This window comes from Sporosarcina gallistercoris (assembly GCF_050459885.1).
Classification (GTDB): domain Bacteria; phylum Bacillota; class Bacilli; order Bacillales_A; family Planococcaceae; genus Sporosarcina; species Sporosarcina gallistercoris_A.
The window spans coordinates 67,042-92,980 of the sequence record NZ_JBCMNO010000008.1 but is presented as its reverse complement, the minus strand read 5'-3'; the positions used below and the strand labels follow the sequence as shown (position 1 = coordinate 92,980).

Below are 25,939 nucleotides of genomic sequence, written 5' to 3'. Positions count from 1 at the left end.
AATTGACAAACATGGAGCATAGCTAGTGGAAAAGAGGTAACTCGTATAATAACTTTAGAAACCTATCTGCAACATCACTTCAAAAAGGGGATTTTGCAACCGCCCCTTTTTACTTCCTGGGAGAAAGCGTTGAGGTTTGAGATGTCAGAACCTGGAGTCTCAATGAATGCTCCTAGTGGTCTGAAGCGAGCCATTCATCGTTCGGTTACTCTATTTGATGAAGTTTTCGGAGATGAGGATACCCTGCTGGTCGTTGCAGATGTCTATACAAAGAAGAATCATGACTTCTTTGAAAAAAGACCGTTGAGCGTGTATCGGACTTTTGTCAAAACACAAGAAGTGTTGGATCAGATGAGGCATGAACTGGTCACAGAACCACGAAGCACGGAAGGTGAGGAGATGGTTACGCATCGCTTTCTTCAACCGTGTCGGAAAAAGGATTTACACTATGGACTTATGTTCGAGACAAAATGTTTTGAACAGGAGAGAATGCCGATTACCGGGTTAAAAAAACAGCCTGGCAGTAGATTTGAAATCTATTATCTCAACCAAACCCGGCATATCATCTTTCATTTGTTCAGCGAGCGAGGCTGTGATATTATTGCAGCGGATATGGACGAGATCCGACCGCTGTATGACAAGTATAACGGATGGATTGAGAAATCTTATCGATCCATGATCGATGCGAGGTTTACAGAGCCAAGTACCGGTTTAAAAAGGTGAATTAGCCTTCATCTTAAATACCCAAAGTATGAATTTAACAAGAATGGATGCAGACTGTATTGAGTCTGGTTCCTTTTTGGTCCGTCCTACTAACCTGAGCATTGCACTTCGCAAACACTGTTCTAAATTACTGTTGAAAAGTGTTATCCGAAGGCGTACTTCAACGCGGCAAGCATAAAATGACTCACGGATAGCATTCGCATGCTTGAATGGAGAGTCTTCTTATGCTTGCATTTATTTATTGGTTCCGGCTTGTGCGCTTGAGCGGATGACTGAGCTGCTTGATCACAAATGTCGGTGCTTGAGCGGATTGCAGTGTTGCTTGATCACAATTGGATATGCTTGAGCGGATGACTGGGTTGCTTGATCACAAATGGTTGTGCTTGAGCGGATTACAGTGTTGCTTGATCACAATTGGCTGTGCTTGAGCGGATTGCTGGGCTGCTTGAGCATAAATGGCAGCGCTTGAGCGGCTGACTCGCCCAGGTGATCACTTTTATATAAACCGAAGTATATAGCTGGCATGAAAAACAGGTGTTATCTTAATTTTCATTATAATCAATGTTATACTCTGTCTATTCACGTGCTCAAAGGAGGAACTGTGGTAATGGAGTTAAGTAAACAAGCAGGGGAGTTTCAGCAAAAGCTGAAGGAATGGGGAAGTGATCGAAAAGTGAAAGAGCTGCCGGACAGTGCCCGGACGGCTCAAGAAGCGGCTGAAGCGATCGGCTGTGGAATCGCCCAGATTGCGAAATCCATCGTTTTCAAATTACAACATTCTGGAGAGCCGCTGTTGGTGATTGCAAGCGGAACAAATCGGATTGATGAACAGAAAATTGAGGCGTATGCGGGAGACGTGCCCGGCAAGGCGGATGCCAAATTTGTCCGTGCACACACAGGATACGTAATTGGCGGAGTTCCACCCATGGGACATGTTGAACCAATTCGTACACTGATCGATACAGACTTGTTGCAGTATGATACGATCTGGGCTGCCGCCGGTCATCCGAAAGCCGTTTTTGAACTGACGCCTGGAGAGCTGACGAAACTCACTGGCGCAAAGGTCATTCAAGTGTGTAACTGAGTGGCGATACCCTTTTGGGAAATCGATCTCTCGGGTTTCATCTGTAATAATTCAACCAGTTCGGGGAACACTATCCTCTGCAGCATGATGAATAGAGGAGGAAGTATGATGGCGAAAAACTATCCGAAACCGAATGATCCTGCGGATAATGTTGAGAGGTTGAACAAGACCATTGGTAATATGGAAGCGGCCGAAGAAGCAATGTATTTTGCGGAAGGTAAAGAGCGTTCACAGATCCAAGCTAAAAACGAACGACGTGCAGAAAGCATTAGCGATTTGAAAGATGAAATTGCAGCAGAGAACAAATCCAGGCATAAGAAATTTTGACGCGTCATTTGTGTAAGTGAACTACATGTCTAAATGGACATGAATCCATCCCGTTGCGAATTATGCTGCGGGATTTTTTGCATACGGAAAAAATAAGCTAACTACGGTTCAATGTCAGATATACAAAGAAGATATCCAACCGGAAAAATTAGTTGAAACAAGATGGTCGTTGTTTTTTATGGAAATAAGGTGCTGGAAAATGAGAGTGTGGAAGAAATCCTGCAAAAATTGACAAGTTGGAGGAAGAGGTGTAGGAATAGGAAAATCTTCCTCTATACACTTTTTGATGAATCCATTAAACTAGTTAAATTACGAATAAGAGGTGCTGAATTGAGGAATTGGATAGTAAGGATGTTAGGTATGTGTTTGTTAGGATTCATATTAGTGAGTCCTGAAGCAAACGCTAAAGGTTGGCAAGAAGGGGATATTGTAAAAGGAGACTATCGTGATCATGAAATAGCCAAGTATCCATTGGTCCTGACAGAAGATAAGAAAGTGACATTTTCTATGAAAGACGAAGTGGAACGTGAGGGGAAACCTGTTTTTGCAGTCTTCAGTGTTGCCGTCTATGATGAGGCAAAGAAACAGGTAGCAGGGCGGGATTCTTCCAATGAAAGTCAACAGGCGGAGTTGCAGGTTAACTTGAAGAAGGGGACCTATACTATCCAGATCGTTGGTAAGTCGGAATCTGTTGGCGGGGAATTTCAGGTGAGTTATCAAACGAGCCCAGTGGAGGGGATGGACCTTGAACCCAACAACAGTCGAGCAACTGCACCTGAAGTTAAACTGGGTGAAACGGTATTCGGACAGCTGAATGGAAGGCTGGTTCAGGATGACATGGACATGTATAAAGTCATCTTGCCGTCATTCGGAAAGCTTACATTTCACTTGCAGCAGTCGGAACCGCCAAGTATGGAAGCATCTTATTTCCACATGGACTTATATAGCGAAAGAAACGAGAAGCTAGATAGATTGTCAAGTTTCGGTGGAAGACCGAATGAGTTTGAAATTTTACTTCCGGGAGGCACGTATTATTTTCCGGTTAGTTTGCAAAACTCGAATCTTGCAACAGCTAATTATTCTTTCTCCACACGTTTTGAACCGTTGAATGAAAACGAATGGGAAAGTGGTAAGAATAAGAACTTTGAGACTTCGGATTTGTTGAAAAACAATAAAACGATCCGTGGTTTTTGGTATGAGGGATATGAAAATTATTCACAAACACGCGACCATTTCAAGTTTACAATTGCTGCGGATACGAAAATCACGTTCACTCTCGAGACGGGAAAGGTGTTACCAGCACTTCAAGTCATCCCATCGGATCACTCCGCACTGCCTTTTTTCAGTTATTTCGATAGTGATACAACCAAACTCACGGTATCTGAAATCTTTCCAGCAGGGACATATGATGTAGTGAGCCAACCCAGATTTGGACCCTTGCGAGGATATGAAGAGTACCGGCTACTGATGCAAATGGAAAGCTTCAAGGATGTACTGGTGTCAAATCCATATTATGAGCAAATCGAAACGTTAGCGCAATTAGGTATTAACAAAGGTTACAAAGATGGGACGTTCCATCCTGCCCAGGCCATCCAGAGGAAGCACATTTTTGCGCTTATCAATCGGATGGACGGGTTAAAGTTGCCGAGAGTTCGACAGATGAGGCAATTTAAGGATTTACCTTCATCGCATCCTAATTATCAAGATATAAAGAAATTTTATGAAGCAGGAATTATTGATGGAAGTGGCAACTATATGAAACCGGAAGCCAATTTGACGCGTGCGGAACTTGCCAAGATTCTAGTGAACACCTTCGATTTAAAGTTGAAAGGGAATGGGATGGTCTTTAGTGACGTCAATCCGAAAAGTGGTTTGTCTCCTTACATTCAGATACTAGCAAGTAACGGGATAACGGTCGGTACGAACGGGAAGTTCATGCCCACAGATTCAGTCACGCGGCAGCATTTCTCTGTTTTTCTTCTACGTATCATTGAAATGCAAAAGCAAAAATAAAGATGTGTTATTGAGAAGCTTACTAACCGGGGTATACGAAAAAACCATCTCAATGAATCTCTTCTTAAATACCTCAATGCCTCTTAATAAAGAACTGAACAAGGTGCACTCTTAAGGATGAAAAGCACAAAAAGAATCCACTCGACATGTGTCGTGTGGATTCTTTTCAATAGATCATTCGTCATATGGATAGGATTCCTCCGTCTGAAAACCATTCAGTCCTTGTTGAATATCTGGAATCACGTAATGCAATGAAGACACTCACTTGGGATAATTCTTAAGGGTATCAATGTGTGTTATAGGAATACCTTCTGCATATGCAGTCCAAACCTCATTCAAAGAATGCGCTTCAAATCCAAGTGGTTGAATAGCTCTTCCATCCACTCCCCGTGATGAAGGAATGTCCGCTCTACTGTAACGCTTATGATTTCAAGCACCCATTACCAATGTAACCAACATATAGACGGAAGAAACGATCGTGAGGCTTGCGATCAGTAATTTCAACTTTGGTATTGGAACCTTGTCCGCCATACGTGTGCCCGTCAGAATACCGATGACAGTACCAACTAAGCTGGCAACGATCAATAGGGAGAGTGAGTCCATATTGGCACGGGAGAAGTATCCGGCCATGGAGGGAAGGGCGATGATAACAGAGTTTAAAAGGCTCACGCCGACCGCCACTCGAATATGCACTCCGAGGCTTGCGAGTAACGGAACTAATAATATCGGTCCGCCCGCTCCTGTAAGTGCGCAAATGACTGCTGTCAAAAATCCAAGAAGCGTAACGAATAGATGAGAATTCAGCAGGGAGGAACGTTTTTGTTCCGCCTCGTCTTTGTCTTTCCTAATCAGAATGGATAGCCCTGCGAGCAATACAAAGAGATAAAGGAAGAGCTTGACTAGGAAATCCGATGTTAAGACGTTGATTTGAACTCCTAAAAAGGCTCCAGGCAAGCTGCCAATACTTAAAAGTATGGCGAGTTTCAAATCCATATGATTCATCTTCCAATAAGAATAGGCTCCGAGTGCGCCCGAGACCGCAAACGCCAAAAAACTCAGTGCAAGGGATTCATGGACAGGCATGTTTAGGAAACCGACGTAAATCAAGGGCAGCAGGAATCCGGCAATTCCGGATATTCCTAAAAAGATGCCGATCACCAAATTGACAAGTAAGAGGATACAAAAAAGAAAGATCGACATTAGACAGACCTCGATTATTGTTAACCCTTGGAAAAGGATTATCTATTTTCTCGTATGGAAACTTCATTCAATGTTTTCTTGCATACAGTAATTTCTCTACCTACAGTGTAAGTGCTTGTCTAGCTTTCCTCAATAGCTTTCCATCGCCAGTTGAATTACCCGGTTTGTGACAACTCCAAGCAGTGGTTGACGATGAGAATCCTTTTTTGCTGATTTCATGGTATACTGCTCATCGTTAAATATGTCTTCAGAACGGAGTGGGCAAGGATGACGAGAAAAATCATCATGAATTTGGCAATGAGTTTGGATGGATACATTGCAGATGACAATGGAGGATTCGATTGGATCGGCGGGGACGGTCATAGCGAGCTGGATACGTCCGCTCAATTTAGTTTCCCTGATTTTTTAGAGCAAGTCGATACGGTTGTAATGGGGCGGAAATCGTTCGAGGATTCCACACTCGATATGGTGGCACAGCACAAAATTATCGTCGTGACCTCTTTAGAGAGAGAGGACGAAGAAAATGTGCAATTCGTCCAAGGGGACATCGTCTCTCACGTCCAATCTCTTCAAAAGGAAGAAGGGAAGGACATTTGGCTATTCGGTGGAAGCCAGCTGACGAATGCCTTTTTGAGAGCAGGCATTGTCGATGAATTCATCATCGGTATCGTTCCGATGATTCTTGGAACTGGAATCCGTCTATTTGATGAGAACGACCGAACGATTCCACTGCAGCTTGAGGAGTACTCCGTCAATGAAGGATTGCCCATTTTACGATATACGAAAAGAGCATAAGACGAAATTATAGGAGAGATCGATGGACTTGAACATTTTCAAGTCTATCGGTCTTTTTTGTGTTAGGCATGGAAGCCACAAATCGTTAGTAGGTCAATGAACTTTCTAAGAGTAAAGATACTATTCTCTCATTACATCCACGATATCTGCCTACTCAGTTATGTTTTGCTCACTCGGTTCTACACACTCCACTTTAGCACTGTATAACATGTACTTATCGTAGTCCCTGTGAATTTTGTATTATTTTTATTCGTACTTATACCTTATACTACGAGAGAAATCAGAAGAACCATCATTGATCGGCAGGTAAAGGATTCACCGTATTATTTATAGGGAGTGATAGGTTATGGATTTTAGAAGAGCGACTGAAAATGATATCTCCGCTATTGTCCGCTTGCTAGAAAATGATGAGTTAGGAACTACCCGTGAAAGTGTAGAAGATTATGCTGCGCCAGATTATGAGGAAGCATTTGAAGAAATGGAAGCACAAACTGGGAACCAACTTCTTTTAGCGATAGAGAACCAGTCAGTGATCGGTTGTCTGCAGCTGACCCTCATTCCTGGTTTAGCTAGAAGGGGAATGAAGCGAGCTCAAATCGAGGGGGTTCGGGTCGATCCGTGTTATCGCAATCACAGAGTCGGTCAAAAATTGCTTGAGCACGCGATTTCCATAGCGAAGTTAGAGGGAGCAGGGCTCGTGCAATTGACTACTGACAAACAGCGCGTTGCTGCTCATCAATTTTATGAGAGACTGGGTTTCACAGCAAGCCATGAAGGCATGAAGCTGATTTTTTAAAGCGAAGCACTACTATTTCTTAAGTCGCCTCTGCCAACATACTGTTTTGTCAGCAAGAAAGTCTAGGACATACGAAATGACAGTAGATATAGGACTCAAGCAGTGAAAACACACTTTCCAGTTCCCTGAAAGGTGTGTTTTTGTCGTATTAATAGAGTTATTATCGAATTATCGCTGCTTATTTTTCAATTTAATCAGTCAATTTAACTATCCGCTACTTGCACTAAATTACCAGTTTTTCTAAAAAGGAAAGCCCTTAGGAAGTATGGTGATTCACTAATAATTCAGATAAAGTGAAAGTGCTTACATCCTAAGGGAGAGGAAGATGTAGATGAAGAAACCGAAGAAGAAGTTCTTGACTGCGTTACTCGTATGTACATTAGCAAGTGGACTTGTTTTTGCAGAAACGGCTGGTGCTCATAGCTATTCGATTCCTAATAAGGCATGGAATGATCCTGGCCATGGAGCACCTGTACTGCATCCGGGTTCAGTGAAGGGGGCAGGTATGAGACAGCAACCTTTACTGGATATCGATGCAGTCCTTCACGAGGCGATTGAAGAAAAAACCACTCCAGGAGCGGTTGTTCTTGTTGCCCGCAATGGACATATTGTGAAGCAGCAAGCTTATGGCGATGCAGCGCGATATGTGGACGATGCTTACACAGAAATGGAAAACCCGGTCGCTATGCAAACGGATACGATATTTGATGTTGCTTCGATTAGTAAGATCTTCACAACAGTAGCCGCTATGAAATTGTATGAAAAAGGATCCATACAATTGGACGCTCCTGTAGCAAAATACATTCCTGAATTCGCTGCAAATGGAAAAGAAACAGTTACGATTCGCCAGTTAATGACTCACACTTCAGGGTTCACAGCTTGGATACCACTCCATTCTCAAGGCAAAACACGTGAAGACCGATTGCAGCTTGTATTTGCTCAACCGTTGGAAGCGAAGCCAGGAAGCAGCTACACCTATAGCGACCTGAACATGATTACATTGGGGGCCGTTGTTGAAAAACTCTCGGGAAAACGTTTGGATCAGTTTGTGAAAGAAGAAATTACACAACCTCTAGGGATGAAAGACACGTTTTATAGCCCTCCCGCATCATTGAAAAATCGGATTGCAGCAACAGAATTCCAGCCTGAAATCGGTAGAGGACTCGTCTGGGGAGAAGTCCATGACGAAAATGCCTGGTCACTTGACGGCGTAGCAGGTCATGCTGGAGTCTTCTCCACAGCAAAAGACTTGGGGATATTTGCACATATGATTTTAAACGATGGTAAATACGGAGGGAAGCGAATTTTAAAACCGGCTACAGTTCAACTGTTAAGTGAAAACCAAATCCCGGAATTTGAAGGGGATGATCATGGACTTGGCTGGGAACTGAACCAAGGCTGGTATATGGACGCTTTGTCAGGGCCGTCATCAGCGGGGCATACTGGGTTTACGGGAACCAGTATTGTCATTAACCAAAAAAATAAAACAATCGCTATTTTATTAACCAATCGTGTACATCCTACAAGAAAGACCATTTCGTTAAACTCTGTTCGAAGGGATTTCGTACGACGAGTGGCAGATGCTATCCCCGCACCTATTCCTAAACATACAGACGCTTGGTTTTCTGGATACGGGGACAAACTGAGTCGGGATCTACAAGTGAATGTAAAAAAAGTAGTCAACGAACTATCATTTGACACGTGGTATGAAGTTGAAAAAGACTCTGACTTTGGAGTGGTTGAAGCATCTGCTGACGGTGTCATTTGGAGAAATGTCGGGACACGCCTCACTGGTACGAACCATAAATGGAGCAATTTGACGGTTAAGCTTCCAGTAGGAACGATGCACGTCCGTTTCCGATATGAGACGGATGCGTCTGTTAACGGACGGGGCTGGTATGTAGGAAATATCAAACTGAACGGACAACTTGTCAATCCGGAATCAGATGCAACGGATTGGAAAAATCGAAATTACTAAAGGGGAGATTTGTAAATGAAAAAAATCCGCGCTTACTTTTTCGTACCTTTATTGATTGGAGCACTAGTACTTACAACGGCGATTTCCAGTCAGACTGCTATGGCTGATTCACCCAAATCACCTATTCAAGATCTTATTCTTTTACAAAATGTACCTGAATCGGATACTCAATTTGAAAATGGAACTATTCAACTTAACCCACTTCACGTATACAAAGAAGGACATTTCATGGGAATTTCTAAAAATTTGAAATGGAAATCGACCAATGAAAGAGTTGCTACGGTTGATAAAAACGGTTTAGTTTCGACGACTGGTAAACCCGGAATGGCTTTCATTCAAGTGAGTGAGGGGAAACGAGTCGACCAGATTGGCGTATTAGGGAAGCCGGATCCGTCATCCGGGAAAGGCAAGGGGAAACCAACAGTTACGTACCAGGTGAAAAAGGTGAAAGGGAAACGATACAACCTGATTGAGAAAGCAATCAGTCACATGACGCTTGAAGAAAAAGTTGGACAGATGCTTATGCCGGATTTTAGAAATATGAATGGCAAAAATATCACAGAACTAACTCCTGAAATTGAGCAACTTGTAAAAAAGTATCATTTAGGCGGAGTGATTTTGTTTAGAGAAAACGTAGTCACGACAGAACAAACGGCACGTTTAGTATCAGATTATCAAAAAACGACTGAAAAATATGGTCTCCTCATGTCAATTGACCAAGAGGGGGGAATCGTAACACGACTTCAATCAGGAACAGATATGCCAGGGAATATGGCATTAGGGGCTACGCGTTCAGAAGAGCTCGCGGGTAAGGTAGGAGAAGCAATTGGTGAAGAACTTCATTCGTTAGGAATCAATATGAACTTCGCACCTTCTTTTGACATCAATAATAATCCCGATAATCCTGTAATCGGTGTGCGGTCATTTAGTGAAGATCCGGAGCTGACAGCTCAATTAGGTGTAGCTTATACGAATGGTCTTCAAGGAACAGGAACGTCAGGAGCAGCAAAACACTTCCCAGGTCATGGAGATACTGCAGTGGATTCGCATTTAGGTCTCCCTGAAGTTCCTTATGACAAGGAACGGTTAAAGCAAGTCGAGTTGTATCCATTCCAGAAAGCGATGGAAGCGGGAATAGATGCAGTCATGACAGCGCATGTCACGTTCCCTAAAATCGATGGAACAACGGTCATCTCCAAAAAAGATGGAACTGAAATCAATGTGCCGGCTACGTTATCCTATAAGGTACTTACGGAGCTGATGCGTGAGGAAATGGGGTACGACGGTTTAATTACAACAGATGCGCTAAATATGGGGGCGATTGCGGATCATTTTGGACCAGTAGATTCCGTTATCCGAGCTGTGCAGGCTGGGACAGATCTTGTCCTTATGCCGGTAGGATTGGAAAGTGTGGCAACTGGTTTGGTGGAGGCAGTTCGTGCTGGAGAAATTTCCGAATCACGAATTGAAAGTTCGGTCGAACGAATTTTATCCTTAAAGCTCAAGAGAGGAATTATTAAAGAAGAAAATCCGAAATCGGTTGATGAAATAATCGCAAACGCTAAGGCAACTGTTGGCTCGGCTCCACATAAACAAATTGAGCAGGAGGTGGCCGAGAAGTCAGTGACTCTAGTGAAAAACAATGAGGTACTCCCGTTGAAGTTGAATTCTTCGGAGAAAATCGCAGTCGTAGGCAGCTCATATATCGATGAACTATACCAAGCTGTGAAAAGTAAACATGAGAACACAGTCTTGGTGAAAACAGGAGAGCCACTCTCTACTGATCAGTTATCCAACGTATCTGATGCTTCAGCGATTATCGTCGGTACGACTACCTCCACTGTAGCGGGCAGATCTCCGTCCAATCCACAAATGGCGATGGTCAATGATTTGTTAAAACAAACAGATGTACCTGTCATCGCAGTTGGGGTCAGGAATCCATATGACATTATGGCGTATCCGGACGTCGATGCCTATTTGGCACAGTATGGATTCAGAACAGCTAGCTTTAAAGCGACTGCTTCCATTGTTTTTGGAGAGATTGATCCTTCAGGTAAACTCCCTGTGACAATCCCTAATCCAGCAGGAGGAACATTGTATGCATTTGGACATGGGTTAACTTACAAAAAATAAGGAGGGATAAGATTATGAAAAAGTGGTTGATGGTAGTCGTCACAGCTTTGCTCATCATGACGACATTCACTGCAGCATTTGCGGATAACACCTATACCAATGGCAATAAGAACTCAAAGCCGGAAGCCAAAGGGAACCAAAAATTCGCATTAGGTGTAGAGAGACTGATGAAAGATGAAAAAAAGTTGATTAAAGGCAAGCGAGTCGGCTTGATCACCAATCCTACCGGTGTCGACCAAAACTTGAACAGTGTTGTCGACATGTTAAATAATGATCCAGAGATTCAATTGGAAGCACTCTACGGTCCGGAGCATGGTGTGCGAGGAGATGCGCAGGCTGGACAATATGTTGACTACTATATCGATGAAGTTACAGGGTTGCCGGTGTATAGTTTGTATGGGAAAACCAGAAAACCGACACCTGAAATGCTACAAAATATCGATGTTCTCGTTTTTGATATTCAAGATGTAGGGACCCGGTTCTATACGTACATTTATACCATGGCTCTAGCTATGGAAGCAGCAAAGGAAAAAGGAATTCCATTCATTGTATTGGATCGACCGAATCCATTAGGCGGTAAAAAAGTGGAAGGACCCGTGCTCGAACCTGAATTTGCATCATTCGTGGGACAATACGCCATTCCGTTACGCCATGGGATGACTGTAGGAGAGCTAGCAAAACTTTTTAACAAAGAGTTTGATATCGATGCGGATTTAACTGTAGTGAAAATGAAAGGCTGGAAACGAAACGCTTATTTCGATGAAACCGGACTTCAGTTTGTCATGCCATCGCCTAACATGCCAACCCTGGAAACTGCACTCGCTTATCCAGGTTCAGCACTTATCGAAGGGACGAATGTATCGGAAGGACGCGGAACGACAAAGCCATTCGAGCTAATTGGCGCACCGTTCATTAGCAGTACGGAACTTGCGTCACGGTTAAACCAACTGAATCTTCCAGGAGTGACATTCCGAGCTGCTTCCTTTACGCCAACATTTTCAAAACATAGCGGAAAACTTTCTCATGGAGTTCAAATCCATATTACGGACCGAAATAAGTATGAGCCAGTTGAAACGGGTCTGCACATTGTGAAAACAATGAAAGATCTTTATCCAGAACAGGTTCAACTTACACCTTTCTTCGATAATCTGATCGGAAATGGATGGATTCGTACAGGAATTGAAAATGGAATGACCGTACAAGAGTTGAAATCACGTTGGGAGAAAGAGTTAAAAGAATTTGAGAAAGTGCGCAAAAAGTATTTGTTGTATTAAAAGTTCTAAGTGGACCAGTAAATCATTCACATAAGAAAGGGATTGCAAAAAAGGTACGAAGAGGATTTTTCCAACAACTGTAAACTAAGTATACCCTGATTTTAAAAGACTTTATGAAGCTTGTACGATTGCAAAAAACGGTTTGAGTTTGTAAATGGTTATAGTAGAGAGATCTATTAAGAGTGATTCAGTCTCGGGATTATGATTTGTACCTATTTCTTGAACTATAAAGTGGGTACCGGACGTTCCATGTTCCGGAAGTGCGGAAAAGTACAAATAAGGTTCTGAAGTAAATATTCGATGTACGGGGAATCCAATAGGTGTCGATTGGCGGTAATTACGAGAATTGTTTGGACAAAAGGTTTGAACAGATTACAAATCTTATGACGAGCTGATGGAAGAAGGGTCTTTATAGCCCTTCTTTTTTTGTAGGATGGAGAAGACGTGAACGCTTTGAGAAATCACCTTTAGAACGAGCGCCTGGACTTGTCATAAGAAATGGGTAGTATTAGAATGCAACTAAATCATGTGATTGAGAGGGGAAGAATGCAATGCAAGAACGGCACTTGCAGAACCTCAGTGAACTGGAATTTATCGAGCAGTATCAATGCACGGAAAAGGAGGATAAGTAGGCTTAACGGGCTTAAGCTGAAGGAGATGGAGCAGTTGAACTGAACAGGGGGAAAATGCAACATGAATCGACTGAAAACAGTAGAAGAATGGCGGGCATTAGTGGAGAAATCCGATGAACAGCCATTTCTGCTATTCAAATTGAGCATGACGAGTTTAAGTAGTGTAACGGCTAAAAAAGAAATGGAGTCGCTCGTAACGGATCTTCCTAGATACGTGGTCATTTCTCAGCTGGATAAGAAAGTTTCGAATGCAGTGGAATTGGATACAGGGGTTAAACACGAGACTCCGCAACTGCTGATTATCAAAGGCAGAAAAGCCATTTGGCAAGCGACCCGTTATCAGATCAAGCAGTCAGTTGTGCTGGAGGCAATTGCAACGTATGTCTGACATAGTCTGCAAATAGTTGAGGAGTGGTCTCAAACGTCATGAGTTGACCTTTGGATCGCTCCTTATTTTTTATTGAATTCATTGTAAAACGCATCGTCATTTTTCTTTTCAATATACGTCCAAATTACGTAGATAACTACTGTGCACCCAAGTATGAGCAGTGATGCATTGAACAAGAATTCGAAGTCCATGTCTGTCACCGTTCTTTTGGCAACACCTGCTTGGTGCAGGACTTCATAACTCATTTTTTGATAGTCCATGGAGACGACAGACAGAATGATTCCGAGTACACTCCCGCCGAGTAATGATAGCCCGAATCTTTTCATTGTAAAAGCACCTCCTGCTACTAGTATATCTTATTTCCATCTGGTTGAGTGAAAATTCGGATTTTAGTTTCGTCTACACGCGAATAGAGTATTCTTGGTTTTTAAAGTGGCCAGCGACTGCAGGTGCCAAAAAGAATAGTCTAAGCTGGCTAGCAACAAAAAAGGGTTCTTACTTAAATTTGGATTTTCCGGTTTCACGGTTAGGGGGAAATGGTCCTGCATTTTTCAACCGGTTTCTTCTTCAATCGAAAGGGCATCCATAATTGCACGCGACAGAATCCAAGACGATTCTTGCTATAATAAATCCAGTGCGAGTATCCTTTCCTTCTACTTCATCAAACACTTTTCCACATGGCTTGTGTGTAATTCCACTCTTGTGCAGTCTTTGTTGAAGGTACCGTTGCGTGTTCGGTAAATCGAATCCCGGTTCAGGAGATTGGGGTGAATACCGACGATCCTGAATTATAAAAACCTCTCCACTTTTTTGTAATTTCTTCTATCGTTAACTAATAAAAATACAATTTCAAGCCGTATTCTATTGGGAATGGATTAGGAACTAGATATGATGAGAGTATCGGCTTTTACAAAGACAACGCATACGAGGAGAGATCATATGAAAATAGGAATCATCGGAACTGGCAATATCGCTTCATATTTGCTGGAACAGATAAAGGATGGCAACGTATTGAATGGTGAAATCACTGCACTGCTAGGGCGTAATACAGAAGTGGGGGAACGTCTTGCTTCTCGTTATGATGTGGATTTCCATACGGATATCCAAGAATTTCTGAGTGTTCCTCTTGATATGGTAGTGGAAGCAGCAACGATTGAAGCTGCCGCCCTTTATATGAAAGACGTTGTTGCAAGTAAGAAGAATATAATGATAAGCAGTGTGGGGGTATTTCAGGACATCGATTTACTTAACGAAATGAAAGAACTTGCTAAGTTAAATGGCGTTCAGCTATCACTCCCTTCAGGGGCGATTGGCGGCTTGGATTTGTTGAAATCCGCGAATGCTGTCAATGGATTGAAAAATGTCCGAATCACCACTAGGAAATCGCCTGCTTCACTTGGGCTTCCCAATGAACAGAAAGAGGACCTGCTTTTTGAAGGCTCAGCACTACAGGCGATCCAAAAGTTCCCGAGAAATGTGAATGTGGCACTATTACTTGCGCTTGCTGGAATAGGAGCTGAAAAAACGAAAGTTCGAGTCATTGTCGATCCTGCGATTAAAAGGAACACACATACAATAGAAGCCGATGGTGATTTTGGGGAAATGCAGTTGCACATTGCAAACAATCCAATGCCTACCAATCCAAAGACGAGCTATCTGGCTGCTTTAAGTATTTTAGAGGCATTGCGGGATGATTCCAGAGGAGTAAGAATCGGGAATTGAAAACTTAGGGACTGAAGCGTAAAAGAAACCTTCCAATTGCTGATGGAAGGTTTCTTTTAATGGGTTAGTGAGTTCTTTCAGAAACTTGTTGAGGTTTTTTTGGGGGTGTTTTCTTCTCTTGCACTGCAATGGATAGCGAAATCACGGCACAGACAAACGCAATAATGACGATGAACCCGCCGACAGCAGGCATACTGGTCACACTGCCTGTATGACTGAACGCCACTCCGCCCACACCGGATCCAAGTGCAATTCCGACTTGGAGAGCAGAGTTGTTAAAACTTTGGTGGATATCCGAGGAGACAGGATCTGTTTGAATGATGTAATCTTGCTGTGCGGGAGCGAGTGCCCAGCTGAGCGCCCCCCAAATCATCATGACAATGATGAAAACCGGCATAGAAAATGTTGAGTAAGGGAGGACAAACAAACTAAGTGAAAACGTTCCTAATATAATCAAAATACTTTTTTGAGAACCGATACGTGACGCGAGCCCTCCACCGAAAGCGCCGCCTGCAACGGCTGCAATCCCGAATAAGAAGTAAAAGATGCTGATCCATGAAGAGCTGAGTTTCATCGTCGTTTCAAGGAACGGCGTAAAATACGCATACACAGAATAATGGCCAGCGAGCATAAACATCGTGGCTAAGTGGGCAAAGACAATCTTTTTGTTCGCTAATGCTTTCAGCTGTTCACGAAGCGGCTGTACCTCGCCGGTCGGGATTTCATCGAAAAACTTACTGATCAATACAAGGGTACCGATTGTCAGGATGGCAATTCCGAGGAAAACTGTGCGCCATCCGAAAGCATTTGTAATGACGATCCCAATTGGTACTCCGAGTACAAGTGAAGAACTGATCCCCATATAGATATATCCTAATGCTTTTGCACGCACATGAGGTTTTGAAATACGTGCAGTGATTGTTAACGAAAGGACGATGACTAACGCTGCACTTGCCGCGGTCAAAATTCTAGCGGCCATCATCATGGCAAAGGTTGTACTGAAATATGTGAATATGTTTCCTAAGAAAAAGACCGATAATGTGATCAAGTAAAGCTTCTTACGCTCTATTTTAGCTGTAAGTGAGAGCAGCACGGGTCCTGCAATTGCATAAACCAATGCGAATACAGTAATGAGTTGTCCAGCGGATGCAATCGAAACTTGCAAGTCTTCAGCAATTACGGGCAAAATACCGCCTACCACCAATTCGACTAAGCCAACTGTAATGGCTGAAATGGCTAATAAAAATACACGAATGTCCAACTAATCTCCTCCTGCCAGGGTAGTGCACCGATTTTTAACAAGAAAAAGTCCCGACTACAAAAATTGTTTTGTAGTCAGGACTTAACGGTTCCTGGTAGAGACCCTCGAACCATATTATCGAGGTTATACAGATTGGTTTTTAGTATGAAATTTTTCCTTCTCAACAATTTATCATGAAAAATGGACGGTGACAAGGGTAAGACGTCTGACAACCTATAAGAATTAGCGGTTAGCATGTAAACGGGGTAAATGCTATCTAAGATGTAAATACATAGATGTAAAAATGAACTTTTTACCAGTCTGGAAACTCTTATAAGGGAGAGGTGAAGAAATGAGGATTGTCAGGTTGGTCAAGAAAGCGAAAAAAGGAAATAAAGAAGCACTGCTGCAACTGATTAGCGAGCAGCAAGATGCTTATTATCGTTTGGCATTAACGTATATGGGCAATTCTCATGACGCGATGGATGCGATGGAAGATATGATTGTGAGCCTATATCATTCCATTCCTCAATTGAAAAAAGAAGACGCATTTTATACGTGGAGCAAAACGATTCTTGTGAATCGACATCGTTGTATGTGTTGTCATGTCTTCTCCTCCAATCGCTCTATCAACTAGTCTATCATTTCCAATTTTCAGTTGCCAGATGTAAGGGGTTGAATTAGGCAAAGTAAGCAAATATAGTTGTTCGTGTTATTATGGGAGTCAATAATCCGATTAAGATGAACGCTAAGTATGATACCTGAAAGGAGGAGAAACAATCGATGGGATCCTGGTTTCCAAAAGTATACGATGTGGCAATGCAACCGTTGGAAGCGGCAAGATTCAAACAAGTTAGAACCGAACTTGTCGGGAGGGCAGAAGGACGGGTATTGGAAATAGGGTCAGGAACGGGCATCAATTTCCCGTATTATAAGAACGCGATACGTGTAGATGCGATTGAACCCAACCCCTCCATGAGGAAGCGGGCGGGTGACAGACTGCGCAATGCACGAGTCCACATCCAAGTGCATGAGACCGGAGCAGAATCATTGCCTTTTGAGAACGATACGTTTGATACGGTCGTTGCTACTCTTGTCTTTTGTACAATACCAGATCCGAGTAAGGCGCTTGCTGAAATTCAACGAGTGAGTAAACCGGGAGCTGTTCTCTTATTTTTTGAACATGTTCGGATGGAGCCGTTTCTGCTGAGTAAGTCGCAGGATCTCTTGAATCCACTGTGGGAAAAGATATGTGATGGGTGCCAGTTGAATCGGGAGACACTCACTTTAATAAAAGAATCCGGAATTGAGGTCACTTCGGTAAAGGCTTATTACGCTAAGTTGTTTCTCTATATTGAAGGGCTTAACGTGAAGAAATCAGATGGATGAAAACGAAAAGGAGAGTGTCAGGATGAATAAATGGCAACAGCGATTCAATCAACCCGAATATGTATTTGGAAAAGAAGCAAACGAATTCATCCAAGAAGCTGCGAAACGATTTACGATCGGACCGAATGTCCTTGCGGTGGCTGAAGGGGAAGGACGGAATGCCGTCTTTTTAGCGGAGCAAGGCTGTAACGTCAAAATTTGGGACTTTGCGCAATCCGGTCTGGACAAAGCTCAAGCCTTGGCGGAAGAAAAAGGTGTTCAGCTGAAGACGAAAGTTCAGGATTTGCAAGAAGCGGAATGGCCAAGTGAGGAGTATGACTCGATCATTTGTGTATTTGGGCATTTTAGTCCTGAATTGCGGAAGCGGACACTGGAAGGGATTCGCCATGCTTTGAAGCCCGGTGGACTGTTTGTGACGGAAGTCTATGCAAAAGAACAAATTGACTATGGTACGGGTGGACCAAAGGAACTTTCCTATTTGTATGAACTGGCGGATTTTGAGGTGTTTTCGGATTGGAAGCATTTGCACTTCGAAAAGAAGGAAGTTGTGCGTGAAGAAGGCAAAGGCCATAGTGGACTCTCTTGTGTAATTCAATTCGCAGGAATGAAGTAATCGCCGATATCACTGGACTTATAGAGTGAAAACGTGAATGGACTCCTTTCACGTTTTCAATCCGCTTTTGATAACTACTCACATTGAACAAGGATATGCGTAATGTAGTCGTCAATTGTATTGATGACCATTTCATTGATCCCGACTTCATAAGAATAACCTGTGAGAGTAAGCCCCTGTTTTTCAGAGAATTTCAGGATCTGTTCATACGTTTCGGGGAGACGGTCCCAATTCCCTTTACAAAAAGCTTGGATATAACGTCCTGCGGGTTTGATGAACACGTGTAAGTCTTTCGGTTTCTTATCGACCTTTGTAAAAAAGCAGTCATAGTCATCGAAATTATGAGCGAGGAGTTTTTCCGCTGCAATCATTGCTCCATAGGTTTTATTGAAAAAACGGGAGTCACGTATTGTTTTTGAATCTGCTAAAAGAAGCCCCATATAGTCCTCATCTGCCACTCCTGAAAGGGAGGGACCGCGAACTAACAGTTCTTCGGAACAATGCACGATTTCGATTTTAGTCCCTTTGGAGTAATCCGCTAAGTGAAGCAGTTGTTCTTTGGTTGTTAATAATTTTTTGAGCTGGCGAAGTCGATTTATACTTTCATCGATTTCTTTCATTTTACTGGTGAGGATTTTTTGGAAAGAATCAGCCGAGCGGTTCGCCATAAAGGTTGAGATTTCCTCAATCGACATATTGAGTTCCCTCAATGTTAACAGCAATTCGAGGGTGGGACTCTGGGAATAACTGTAGTAGCGATAGCCGTTCTCTCCGATTTGAATAGGAGAGAATAGGCCGATATCGTCATAATAATGAAGTGTACGTTTATTGATATTATGCAATTTTGCAAATTGACCGGCCGTAAACTTGAGCTGATCTTGTTTTTTCATTTTTTAGTGCCTCCTTGTTGACCTTACAGTTACTGTACAGTTTATCATGTATAACTGTAAGAGGTACAACAAATTTTGGAGGATGTCAACATGAAACAAGCGAGTATTCAATACAGAGAAATTAAAAGAGAGGATTATCCAGCGCTCGAAAAGATTATTTGTGACACGTGGGAGTATGAGAAATATAGTTCACCACAAGTTGCCAAACAGATGGCGAAGTACTTTCTAGCAAGTAGTCTAGCAAACCAAACGTTTACGTGTGTCGCTGAAAATAATGGAGTGGCAGTCGGGGTCATTATGGCGAAGGTCGACGAGAACTTCCATACGCCAATCCGATTTGCAACGCAAGAGCTGCTAGCGGCAGGGAATTTAAAGAGAACGGAAGAAGGACGACACGTGGCGACCCTTTTGGAAAGTATCGACCGACTCAACAAGCGGTTGCTGAAGCAAAGCGGAATGCAATTTGACGGAGAGCTTGCTTTGTTCATAGTAGGAAGTGACCAACGAGGTAATGGAATCGGTGGAGAACTGTACAATCGATTCTTGAAGTATACACAAGCAGCCGGAATCGAAAGTTATTATCTGTTTACTGACAGCGACTGCAATGTCGGGTTTTACGAGCATAAAGGTCTTAAGCGAATGGATGAGGAGACGCACAATTTGAAACCCTATGTCGATGAAGACATGAGCTTTTACTTATATGGACACGATGCGTCCGCCAAAACTAAAAAACTTGCATAAGCAGAATCCGGGTCCAAGCTGATGGATCCGGATTTTTCTACATAGTGTAGATTTACTGATCTGCTTTGTAAAATACTTCATAGATACGAAATATGTCAAAAATGCTCAAAAATAGGTGGCTATAACTCTCGTTTGTTCGTATACTGAAATGTGTATCCTAAGCAGGACTATCATTTATTAAAAGAGTCAGTGAAAACTAGTGAAAGGAGCCGTATGTATGAAAAAGAAGGAGTTTTTTTTTATTCCTTTTGTCACTCTAGTGACGCTGATGTCTTTAGGTGCGTGTGCAGATGAAGAAAGTGAATTCGTCATTTATAGAGACCATGAAAGCATGAGTGAAATGTCCAGGGATTATCTATTGAATTGTCTGGACGATAGAGGCATCGAGTTTAAGCTCGATTCACAAAGGAATATTCTCATTCAGAAGCGGGATCACGATATGGCCGTCGCTTCTTGTTCATAAACGTGTAACCTGTAGTATCCTGAGAGGGATGTTACAGGTTTTTATTTATGTGTAGTTAAGATGAATCGGAAATGCAGTTGGTTCCGTCTATAGAGGGGAAGGCAGGTGAGAACGCACGTGACAATAGAACAAGTGATAGACGAATATGGGGATTATTTGCTTCGTGTTGCCTATGTCTACGTTAAGAATCAGAGCACTGCAGAAGATATTGTGCAAGATGTCCTCATTCGCTACTATCAACGGTCAGACCAGTTTAGAGAAGAAAGTTCGTTGAAGACGTACCTAGTTAAGATGACAGTCAATCGAAGTCACGATTTTTTGAGAAGCTGGGCGCATAAGCGCATTCTTTTAAAAGAAAGAATAAAAGGGAAACACACGAGTAAAACACCAGAAGGATACATGATTGAATACGAAAATTCGCAAACTGTGTTAACTGCACTATTATCTATGAAACTCATATATCGAGAAGTTCTGGTTTTGTATTACTATGAAGAATACTCGACAGTAGAAATTGCGGATATCCTATGTTGCCCGGAAGCAACAGTGCGGACTCGACTGCAGCGTGCCCGCGTGCTTTTGAAAGAAAAAATACTGGAGCAGGAGGGGAATTTGCATGGATTCGATTAAAGAACAGATGAAAATGGAGTTGAGCAAAGTCGCCTTCGATGATAAACGAAAACAAGAACTTATCCTCAAAGTCAAAAGCAGCCGGAAACAGAAAACACATCGGGCTGACTGGTTGTATAGGACGGTACTTTCATCCTTTGTCTTGTTGACGGTTGTCTTAGTAATTCTAAGTAACCATGTTCCAGATCCTTCGGGCGTGACACAAGCTGAAGGAAAAGGGGGTTTTTCAGTCTTGGATCTACTAGCTTATGATTCAGTGAAAATGCTCATAATGGCGAGTTTTTTTGTCTTACTTTACGGAGTTGTGAAACGCAGTGTAAGGAAAAAAGGAAGAGAATTTCCTTCATGTGCACATTGCGGAACAACGTGGAATCGTAAGTTAGCTATCAAAAAGTCATTCAAAAACGAAGAAACCCTCTGTCCGAATTGCGGCGCAGGTAATTACCAAAGCAGGAAGTCCAAGAAGAAGACGAGCTTATTCCAGATTCCTATTCCGTTTATGATTATTGCTGGAAATGTATTTGAACTCAGCATACTTGGAATAGTTGCCTACCTCGCATTTTTATCCGTTTTCACCCTTCTTGTCATCCCTTATTATGTAGAATTGCAGCTGAATGACCCGGTTAAAGAACCGTGGTGGTAAAAGGGATTGACCTGGATCCATCGCAAGAGGATGCGTACGGTATTTTAGTTGAGCTGAACTGGTTGATAAGAGCTTCTTTAAAGAATTAGAGAGACTATAGTTTAATCGATTAGATAGTAAGGGAATAGAGGACCATCAAGCGATTGAAGGGAGGAATTGGATGAAGCGGTTTTTGCAGCTGATTGGTATCGGTATAGTAAGTGGCGCAGTTTTAGCGGCTCTCCTGCAGGTGATCTACACGCTGACAGGAAATGAGGCGTATGTCCTGCTGTATAATGTGGATTATTTCCCAATCATCCATGTCTGGCAGGACGTTGCTTGGTTCGGCATCGTCTTTCACTTTGTTTTTTGTATTGCCAGTGTCATCGGGCTATTTTACATACTGAACTTTTTCGGGTGGCAATACAGAATGTGGCCTTATCTCGCCGTGTATACAGTAGGCAGCGGTATTTTGTACTTCCTGACGCTTCTTACAGAAAGGCCTCCCGCCGAAAATGATTGGATTGCTTGGTTTTACTGGACATCGAGCCATTTGGTCTATAGCCTGGTTGTGGCGGGAATGATTGTCAGATTCGTGGGCCGAAGCAGGTAAAGGAATAAAACCGTTTTAATCAGTTTTCCAAAAAAGAGGAATATAGAAGTGAATACAGAATAATATCCTTATGCAGACTGGCTAAAGGAGGAGCAGACAATGAAATTAGCAGAAGCTTTAATAGCGCGGGCAGATTACCAAAAACGGATTGAACAGTTAAAGAAGAGAATTCATATGAACTTGAAAATACAGGAAGGCGACGAGCCCTCGGAAGATCCGAATGAGATGCTTACACAACTTGCTGAAATCCGTCAAGAACTCACATCGTTGATCAAAAAAATTAATCGGACCAATTGTGAGATCAGGTTTGATGACGAGCGAACCCTTGCAGATGCGTTAACGGAACGCGATCAGTTAGTTGACCAGCGTTCACTACTTTCAAAAGTGGTGGATGAAGCATCCCAGCAAGTCGGTCGTTACAGCCAATCGGAAATCCGTATCGTCAGTACGGTAAATGTGAAAGCGATTCAAAAACAAGTGGATCAATTATCAAAAGCATACCGGGAGATGGACACGAAAATCCAAGGGATGAATTGGACCATTGATTTGCTGGATTAATGTTGACCAGTCGGTAGCTGGAACTTGTAAAGGTGAGTGCAAACCCGCCAACAGGGAAAGTTGGATTAACGATAAGCAGTGGGGTCTGCTTTGCGGGTGATAACCGTCTACAATTCATACCCAGTATCGTGACACCCGTACAAATAGATTGTCATTGTAACTACCATGCACTAATTTACAGTTCTTGCGAGGGTGGGTTCGGGGACTGCATACATAAAGGAAAGCATCTGTCGCTTGATGGACAGATGCTTTCTTGTTAGTTAATAGGAAGTGAACGGAAAGAGAATGAAAAGAAGAATATGGAAATAACGAAAGTCAATGCAAATCCGAAACCGAAACCGAAACCGAAACCCAGTAGGATGGCATGGTTGTGAATCCATTCCATGAACAGGGCGGCTCCAAATGGGTAGGAACGGATTCACGATTAAACTTCTTTTGTGTGATAACACTTCTCTCTACTGTACAGATAGCAACTGATGATTTAGATTACCTTTAACTAAATTGCAATACGGGTATCCTTTATGAAGAGTTGACAAGGAAGGTACCTTTACTACAAAACGAAATGAGGATCGATATGAAAATAGAAGCCGAGACAATCGAAGAATATATGGGTCAATTGCCTGAAGACAGACAGCTAGCAATCGAAAAACTGCGCCTGGTTATTAAAAGGAATTTGCCTCCGGGCTTTGAAGAAACGCTTTCTTATGGAATGATTGGTTATGTGATTCCTCATAGTATCTATCCGGACGGCTATCATTGCAATCCGAAGGAACCTCTGCCTTTTTTAAGTATTGGCTCACAAAAAAACTTCATCGGTGTTTATCATATGGGAATCTACGCTTTTCCTGAAGTGCACGATTGGTTCGTTGAGGAATATCCTAAATACGTGAAAACAAAACTGGATATGGGGAAAAGCTGTATCCGATTTAAAAAGATGGAAACGATTCCTTATGAATTGATAGCGGAATTATGCAGAAAAATCACGGTCGATGAGTACATCACCCATTATGAACACGCGTGGAAAAAATAATAAGATGAATTTCTGCACTCTGAAGACGATGTGAAAACCCAAGAGAACTGAACAAAACGCCGCAGATCTCAATACTGGATTTGCGGCGTCTGCATCTACTTGTTCTTATTCGATTGCTGATTCTTATCGTGATTGGTTTTGTTATTCTTGTTCATCATTTTTGCATCAAATTCAGGAGCAAATTCCGTATCTGCGTTATCTAACGGATTATTACTGTTCGTGCTAGTCGCATCACGGTCTTTGCTTTGATACGTATCAAATGGATTATGCGTCCGTTCATTCATCGTTTTTGGATTGTTTTTGTTTCCCATGCAGTCTCACCTCCTATAGGTAAGATGCGTGGAAAGGCGGGAAATCATACATCGTTGAAAAGTATAAGAGGAGGCGGGCTCATGTAAGCTGTGATAGGGGAGTCAGCTATGCCCGCTTTTTCAAATTGAATAAATCTCGGTCGTGTTCCATCACTTTGAATTCAAAATACTGCATGTCCTCTTTTTTGACGACTTCATCAAATTTTGTAAGGGTCTCTTGACGGAATTCAGTTAATTGGCCAGTTTGCTCGAAAATGGCATTTTGTTTGTTTTCAATACGATCCAACTGGCCGTGCATGCCTTTCATCTGACTATGGATGCCATTCATTTGGTGTTGCATGCCAATCATCTGATCTTGCATGCCATTCATCTGGTTTTGCATGCCAATCATCTGGTTTTGCATTTCATCAAAGCGTTTTTCCATGTTGCATTGACCCGTTTTCACATCTTTCAGTTCAGAAAGTATTTGCTTTAACACTATCTCATTCACTCTTTTCACCTCCTTTATGGATAACTGAAGTATAGCATGTCCAGACGAAAAATCGGTTGGAAAAAGTAAGGTGGAAATAATGAAGGAGTTTCAGTTTTGCTTTATATTGACATGGTACAATAGAAGTGAGCGAAAAATGAATTAATATGTTAATCAGATCAAAGGAGGAATAAGGATGGGATTTTTAGATTCATTTCTTGGGAATGCATCAACGGTGGATACAGCGACTGTCGAAAAAGAGTTAGCTCCGATTTTAATTGCAGATGAGACGGTGGAAGCAGCGTTCAAACTCTTTCGGGACATGATGGTTTTTACAGAGAAGCGATTGATTTTAGTTGATAAACAAGGGATGACCGGGAAAAAAACAGAGTATCATTCTGTTCCCTATAAGAGCATCTCTCATTTCAGTATCGAAACGGCGGGGACGTTTGACATGGATGCAGAACTGAAAATATGGATATCGAACACTGTGGAACCCCTGATTAATAAACAGTTCAAAAAGGATGCAAGTATTTACGATATCCAGAAGATCTTGGCATCGGTCTGTTTGTAAACGGTAACTGAAGAGAATGGATTTATTGAAGTTCGAACAAATTAGTGAAAGAATGCGTCATAAACTACGAGAAAGTTTACGTGGGGGTACACAATGGACGAAATTTTGTTGTTACATGGATTCAATAAGACAGCGAAAGACATGGCTGCATTAGCTAGCCACTTAGAGATGTTAGGATTCCGCTGTCACTCCCTCACACTTCCGTTAACCCGCCACGAGTTCGATTACTCAGTCCATTCCGTTTCAAACAGATTGAAGGAATTAGAAAAGAATTCTTCCGGGAAAATACACCTCGTGGGGCATAGTACTGGTGGATTGCTCATTCGAAAAGTGCTTAGTGATTCTGCTCTGTCGATGCGAATCGATCGGTGTGTTCAAATTGCAACACCAAACCAAGGAAGCCGACTTGCGGAACTTGTTGGGGGCATAAAAGCATACAGCAATTTGTTCCGTACTGTCAGATCCCTCCATGCATCCTATATTCAGCAGCTCAATCTTACTAATGTTGGAGAAGTTGAAATAGGGGCGATTGCAGGGACGAAAAACAATTTATGGTTAGGGCATTTGATTGACGGACAAAATGACGGACGCGTTGAGGTCTCGTCTGTCCCTTACGAAGAACTCACAGACTTTGCCATGCTGCCATATGGGCATAAAGAGATTCACCACCAACGTGAAACTGCTGTGATGACTGCACAATTTTTAAGAACAGGCCGATTCATAGTTGAATGAAA

Annotated in this window: 29 protein-coding genes, 1 pseudogene and 1 riboswitch; of the genes and pseudogenes, 23 read left to right on the top strand and 7 right to left on the bottom strand. The window is 42.4% G+C overall.

The features are described 5' to 3' along the window. Positions 1–18 precede the first annotated feature (18 nt). From ABE021_RS06205 to ABE021_RS06190, 4 genes are all read left to right on the top strand, one after another. Positions 19–723: a DUF3885 domain-containing protein gene (locus ABE021_RS06205; RefSeq protein WP_430287563.1), complete on the top strand. Its 705-nt coding sequence runs from the start codon at positions 19–21 to the stop codon at positions 721–723. A 607-nt stretch (positions 724–1,330) separates the two neighbouring features. After that, entirely contained in the window at positions 1,331–1,807 is a 477-nt protein-coding gene (locus ABE021_RS06200; protein ID WP_430287492.1) for a YbaK/EbsC family protein, read from the top strand. A 108-nt stretch (positions 1,808–1,915) separates the two neighbouring features. After that, positions 1,916–2,134, top strand: coding sequence for a small, acid-soluble spore protein tlp (locus ABE021_RS06195; RefSeq protein ID WP_430287491.1), 219 nt, complete (start codon positions 1,916–1,918; stop codon positions 2,132–2,134). Positions 2,135–2,464: 330 nt separating this feature from the next. Then, positions 2,465–4,147, top strand: a complete 1,683-nt coding sequence (locus ABE021_RS06190) for an S-layer homology domain-containing protein (RefSeq protein WP_430287490.1) — start codon at positions 2,465–2,467, stop codon at positions 4,145–4,147. A gap of 429 nt (positions 4,148–4,576) precedes the next feature. Here the strand turns inward: ABE021_RS06190 and ABE021_RS06185 are convergent, their stop codons facing one another. Continuing rightward, entirely contained in the window at positions 4,577–5,347 is a 771-nt protein-coding gene (locus tag ABE021_RS06185; RefSeq protein ID WP_430287489.1) for a sulfite exporter TauE/SafE family protein, read from the bottom strand. A 267-nt stretch (positions 5,348–5,614) separates the two neighbouring features. Between ABE021_RS06185 and ABE021_RS06180 the strand changes: the two genes are divergently transcribed. The 6 genes from ABE021_RS06180 (at position 5,615) to ABE021_RS06155 (ending at position 13,343) form a co-directional block, all read left to right on the top strand. Beyond that, a complete protein-coding gene (locus ABE021_RS06180; RefSeq protein ID WP_430287488.1) occupies positions 5,615–6,142 on the top strand; it encodes a dihydrofolate reductase family protein in 528 nt (175 codons plus the stop codon). A 346-nt stretch (positions 6,143–6,488) separates the two neighbouring features. After that, positions 6,489–6,938 carry a GNAT family N-acetyltransferase gene (locus tag ABE021_RS06175; protein WP_430287487.1) on the top strand — a complete coding sequence of 150 codons (450 nt, stop codon included), beginning with the start codon at positions 6,489–6,491 and terminating at the stop codon, positions 6,936–6,938. A gap of 331 nt (positions 6,939–7,269) precedes the next feature. Further along, positions 7,270–8,916 carry a serine hydrolase gene (locus ABE021_RS06170; RefSeq protein WP_430287486.1) on the top strand — a complete coding sequence of 549 codons (1,647 nt, stop codon included), beginning with the start codon at positions 7,270–7,272 and terminating at the stop codon, positions 8,914–8,916. Positions 8,917–8,931: 15 nt separating this feature from the next. Continuing rightward, positions 8,932–11,049: a glycoside hydrolase family 3 protein gene (locus ABE021_RS06165; RefSeq protein ID WP_430287485.1), complete on the top strand. Its 2,118-nt coding sequence runs from the start codon at positions 8,932–8,934 to the stop codon at positions 11,047–11,049. Between the two features lie 14 nt (positions 11,050–11,063). After that, positions 11,064–12,323 carry an exo-beta-N-acetylmuramidase NamZ family protein gene (locus tag ABE021_RS06160; RefSeq protein ID WP_430287483.1) on the top strand — a complete coding sequence of 420 codons (1,260 nt, stop codon included), beginning with the start codon at positions 11,064–11,066 and terminating at the stop codon, positions 12,321–12,323. 693 nt (positions 12,324–13,016) lie between these two features. After that, complete coding sequence (locus ABE021_RS06155; protein ID WP_430287481.1) at positions 13,017–13,343, top strand: monothiol bacilliredoxin BrxC family protein; 327 nt, start codon at positions 13,017–13,019, stop codon at positions 13,341–13,343. 62 nt (positions 13,344–13,405) lie between these two features. On the opposite strand, the gene ABE021_RS06150 is transcribed toward ABE021_RS06155, so the two are convergent. Next, a complete protein-coding gene (locus tag ABE021_RS06150; protein ID WP_430287479.1) occupies positions 13,406–13,669 on the bottom strand; it encodes a hypothetical protein in 264 nt (87 codons plus the stop codon). Between the two features lie 613 nt (positions 13,670–14,282). On the opposite strand from ABE021_RS06150, the gene nadX reads away from it, so the two are divergent. Continuing rightward, the gene (gene nadX, locus ABE021_RS06145; RefSeq protein ID WP_430287477.1) at positions 14,283–15,065 is read left to right on the top strand and encodes an aspartate dehydrogenase; all 783 of its coding nucleotides are present in this window, start codon (positions 14,283–14,285) and stop codon (positions 15,063–15,065) included. A 64-nt stretch (positions 15,066–15,129) separates the two neighbouring features. Here the strand turns inward: nadX and ABE021_RS06140 are convergent, their stop codons facing one another. Further along, entirely contained in the window at positions 15,130–16,326 is a 1,197-nt protein-coding gene (locus ABE021_RS06140; protein ID WP_430287474.1) for an MFS transporter, read from the bottom strand. Between the two features lie 51 nt (positions 16,327–16,377). Beyond that, positions 16,378–16,477: riboswitch (purine riboswitch) on the bottom strand. Positions 16,478–16,657: 180 nt separating this feature from the next. Between ABE021_RS06140 and ABE021_RS06135 the strand changes: the two are divergent. The 3 genes and pseudogenes from ABE021_RS06135 to ABE021_RS06125 form a co-directional block, all read left to right on the top strand. Continuing rightward, positions 16,658–16,891 (top strand): annotated as a pseudogene (locus ABE021_RS06135) (RNA polymerase sigma factor); the annotation flags it as partial. Between the two features lie 197 nt (positions 16,892–17,088). Continuing rightward, complete coding sequence (locus tag ABE021_RS06130; RefSeq protein ID WP_430287472.1) at positions 17,089–17,694, top strand: class I SAM-dependent methyltransferase; 606 nt, start codon at positions 17,089–17,091, stop codon at positions 17,692–17,694. 22 nt (positions 17,695–17,716) lie between these two features. Further along, a complete protein-coding gene (locus ABE021_RS06125) occupies positions 17,717–18,307 on the top strand; it encodes a class I SAM-dependent methyltransferase (RefSeq protein WP_430287471.1) in 591 nt (196 codons plus the stop codon). A gap of 74 nt (positions 18,308–18,381) precedes the next feature. On the opposite strand, the gene ABE021_RS06120 is transcribed toward ABE021_RS06125, so the two are convergent. After that, positions 18,382–19,197 (bottom strand): MerR family transcriptional regulator, encoded by an 816-nt coding sequence (locus tag ABE021_RS06120; protein WP_430287470.1) that lies wholly within the window; start codon positions 19,195–19,197, stop codon positions 18,382–18,384. Between the two features lie 90 nt (positions 19,198–19,287). Between ABE021_RS06120 and ABE021_RS06115 the strand changes: the two genes are divergently transcribed. The 6 genes from ABE021_RS06115 to ABE021_RS06090 all read left to right on the top strand — a co-directional run bounded on the left by ABE021_RS06115 (position 19,288) and on the right by ABE021_RS06090 (position 22,821). After that, positions 19,288–19,938, top strand: coding sequence for a GNAT family N-acetyltransferase (locus ABE021_RS06115; RefSeq protein ID WP_430287469.1), 651 nt, complete (start codon positions 19,288–19,290; stop codon positions 19,936–19,938). A 217-nt stretch (positions 19,939–20,155) separates the two neighbouring features. Continuing rightward, a complete protein-coding gene (locus ABE021_RS06110; RefSeq protein WP_430287467.1) occupies positions 20,156–20,401 on the top strand; it encodes a hypothetical protein in 246 nt (81 codons plus the stop codon). A gap of 117 nt (positions 20,402–20,518) precedes the next feature. Next, positions 20,519–21,028 carry a sigma-70 family RNA polymerase sigma factor gene (locus ABE021_RS06105; protein WP_430287465.1) on the top strand — a complete coding sequence of 170 codons (510 nt, stop codon included), beginning with the start codon at positions 20,519–20,521 and terminating at the stop codon, positions 21,026–21,028. After that, a complete protein-coding gene (locus ABE021_RS06100; protein ID WP_430287463.1) occupies positions 21,015–21,671 on the top strand; it encodes a TIGR04104 family putative zinc finger protein in 657 nt (218 codons plus the stop codon). The genes ABE021_RS06105 and ABE021_RS06100 overlap by 14 nt, the downstream gene beginning before the upstream one ends. A 160-nt stretch (positions 21,672–21,831) precedes the next feature. Next, positions 21,832–22,263 (top strand): hypothetical protein, encoded by a 432-nt coding sequence (locus tag ABE021_RS06095; protein ID WP_430287461.1) that lies wholly within the window; start codon positions 21,832–21,834, stop codon positions 22,261–22,263. A gap of 99 nt (positions 22,264–22,362) precedes the next feature. After that, positions 22,363–22,821: a DIP1984 family protein gene (locus ABE021_RS06090; RefSeq protein WP_430287459.1), complete on the top strand. Its 459-nt coding sequence runs from the start codon at positions 22,363–22,365 to the stop codon at positions 22,819–22,821. Between the two features lie 256 nt (positions 22,822–23,077). On the opposite strand, the gene ABE021_RS06085 is transcribed toward ABE021_RS06090, so the two are convergent. Next, a complete protein-coding gene (locus tag ABE021_RS06085) occupies positions 23,078–23,206 on the bottom strand; it encodes a hypothetical protein (protein ID WP_430287458.1) in 129 nt (42 codons plus the stop codon). A 189-nt stretch (positions 23,207–23,395) separates the two neighbouring features. On the opposite strand from ABE021_RS06085, the gene ABE021_RS06080 reads away from it, so the two are divergent. After that, a complete protein-coding gene (locus ABE021_RS06080) occupies positions 23,396–23,851 on the top strand; it encodes a DUF1801 domain-containing protein (protein WP_430287457.1) in 456 nt (151 codons plus the stop codon). A 95-nt stretch (positions 23,852–23,946) separates the two neighbouring features. Here ABE021_RS06080 and ABE021_RS06075 read toward each other — a convergent pair whose 3' ends face one another. Together ABE021_RS06075 and ABE021_RS06070 are read right to left on the bottom strand one after the other, a co-directional pair. After that, positions 23,947–24,162, bottom strand: a complete 216-nt coding sequence (locus ABE021_RS06075) for a hypothetical protein (RefSeq protein WP_430287455.1) — start codon at positions 24,160–24,162, stop codon at positions 23,947–23,949. Positions 24,163–24,268: 106 nt separating this feature from the next. Continuing rightward, positions 24,269–24,652 (bottom strand): hypothetical protein, encoded by a 384-nt coding sequence (locus tag ABE021_RS06070; protein WP_430287454.1) that lies wholly within the window; start codon positions 24,650–24,652, stop codon positions 24,269–24,271. Positions 24,653–24,827: 175 nt separating this feature from the next. On the opposite strand from ABE021_RS06070, the gene ABE021_RS06065 reads away from it, so the two are divergent. Both ABE021_RS06065 and ABE021_RS06060 read left to right on the top strand, forming a co-directional pair. Then, complete coding sequence (locus ABE021_RS06065; RefSeq protein ID WP_430287452.1) at positions 24,828–25,205, top strand: PH domain-containing protein; 378 nt, start codon at positions 24,828–24,830, stop codon at positions 25,203–25,205. Positions 25,206–25,298: 93 nt separating this feature from the next. Further along, positions 25,299–25,937: an esterase/lipase family protein gene (locus tag ABE021_RS06060; RefSeq protein ID WP_430287451.1), complete on the top strand. Its 639-nt coding sequence runs from the start codon at positions 25,299–25,301 to the stop codon at positions 25,935–25,937. Positions 25,938–25,939: the final 2 nt, after the last annotated feature.

Bases quoted from the DNA above. Each gene is read 5' to 3' on its own strand.
- ABE021_RS06060 (WP_430287451.1), top strand. From the start codon at position 25,299: ATGGACGAAATTTTGTTGTTACATGGATTCAATAAGACAGCGAAAGAC.
- ABE021_RS06095 (WP_430287461.1), top strand. From the start codon at position 21,832: ATGAAGCGGTTTTTGCAGCTGATTGGTATCGGTATAGTAAGTGGCGCA.
- ABE021_RS06165 (WP_430287485.1), top strand. From the start codon at position 8,932: ATGAAAAAAATCCGCGCTTACTTTTTCGTACCTTTATTGATTGGAGCA.
- ABE021_RS06100 (WP_430287463.1), top strand. From the start codon at position 21,015: ATGGATTCGATTAAAGAACAGATGAAAATGGAGTTGAGCAAAGTCGCC.
- ABE021_RS06180 (WP_430287488.1), top strand. From the start codon at position 5,615: ATGACGAGAAAAATCATCATGAATTTGGCAATGAGTTTGGATGGATAC.
- ABE021_RS06075 (WP_430287455.1), bottom strand. From the start codon at position 24,162: ATGGGAAACAAAAACAATCCAAAAACGATGAATGAACGGACGCATAAT.
- ABE021_RS06195 (WP_430287491.1), top strand. From the start codon at position 1,916: ATGGCGAAAAACTATCCGAAACCGAATGATCCTGCGGATAATGTTGAG.
- ABE021_RS06120 (WP_430287470.1), bottom strand. From the start codon at position 19,197: ATGAAAAAACAAGATCAGCTCAAGTTTACGGCCGGTCAATTTGCAAAA.
- ABE021_RS06085 (WP_430287458.1), bottom strand. From the start codon at position 23,206: ATGGAATGGATTCACAACCATGCCATCCTACTGGGTTTCGGTTTCGGT.
- ABE021_RS06150 (WP_430287479.1), bottom strand. From the start codon at position 13,669: ATGAAAAGATTCGGGCTATCATTACTCGGCGGGAGTGTACTCGGAATC.
- ABE021_RS06080 (WP_430287457.1), top strand. From the start codon at position 23,396: ATGAAAATAGAAGCCGAGACAATCGAAGAATATATGGGTCAATTGCCT.
- ABE021_RS06155 (WP_430287481.1), top strand. From the start codon at position 13,017: ATGAATCGACTGAAAACAGTAGAAGAATGGCGGGCATTAGTGGAGAAA.
- ABE021_RS06065 (WP_430287452.1), top strand. From the start codon at position 24,828: ATGGGATTTTTAGATTCATTTCTTGGGAATGCATCAACGGTGGATACA.
- ABE021_RS06090 (WP_430287459.1), top strand. From the start codon at position 22,363: ATGAAATTAGCAGAAGCTTTAATAGCGCGGGCAGATTACCAAAAACGG.
- ABE021_RS06125 (WP_430287471.1), top strand. From the start codon at position 17,717: ATGAATAAATGGCAACAGCGATTCAATCAACCCGAATATGTATTTGGA.
- nadX (WP_430287477.1), top strand. From the start codon at position 14,283: ATGAAAATAGGAATCATCGGAACTGGCAATATCGCTTCATATTTGCTG.
- ABE021_RS06170 (WP_430287486.1), top strand. From the start codon at position 7,270: ATGAAGAAACCGAAGAAGAAGTTCTTGACTGCGTTACTCGTATGTACA.
- ABE021_RS06185 (WP_430287489.1), bottom strand. From the start codon at position 5,347: ATGTCGATCTTTCTTTTTTGTATCCTCTTACTTGTCAATTTGGTGATC.
- ABE021_RS06175 (WP_430287487.1), top strand. From the start codon at position 6,489: ATGGATTTTAGAAGAGCGACTGAAAATGATATCTCCGCTATTGTCCGC.
- ABE021_RS06130 (WP_430287472.1), top strand. From the start codon at position 17,089: ATGGGATCCTGGTTTCCAAAAGTATACGATGTGGCAATGCAACCGTTG.
- ABE021_RS06160 (WP_430287483.1), top strand. From the start codon at position 11,064: ATGAAAAAGTGGTTGATGGTAGTCGTCACAGCTTTGCTCATCATGACG.
- ABE021_RS06110 (WP_430287467.1), top strand. From the start codon at position 20,156: ATGAAAAAGAAGGAGTTTTTTTTTATTCCTTTTGTCACTCTAGTGACG.
- ABE021_RS06115 (WP_430287469.1), top strand. From the start codon at position 19,288: ATGAAACAAGCGAGTATTCAATACAGAGAAATTAAAAGAGAGGATTAT.
- ABE021_RS06200 (WP_430287492.1), top strand. From the start codon at position 1,331: ATGGAGTTAAGTAAACAAGCAGGGGAGTTTCAGCAAAAGCTGAAGGAA.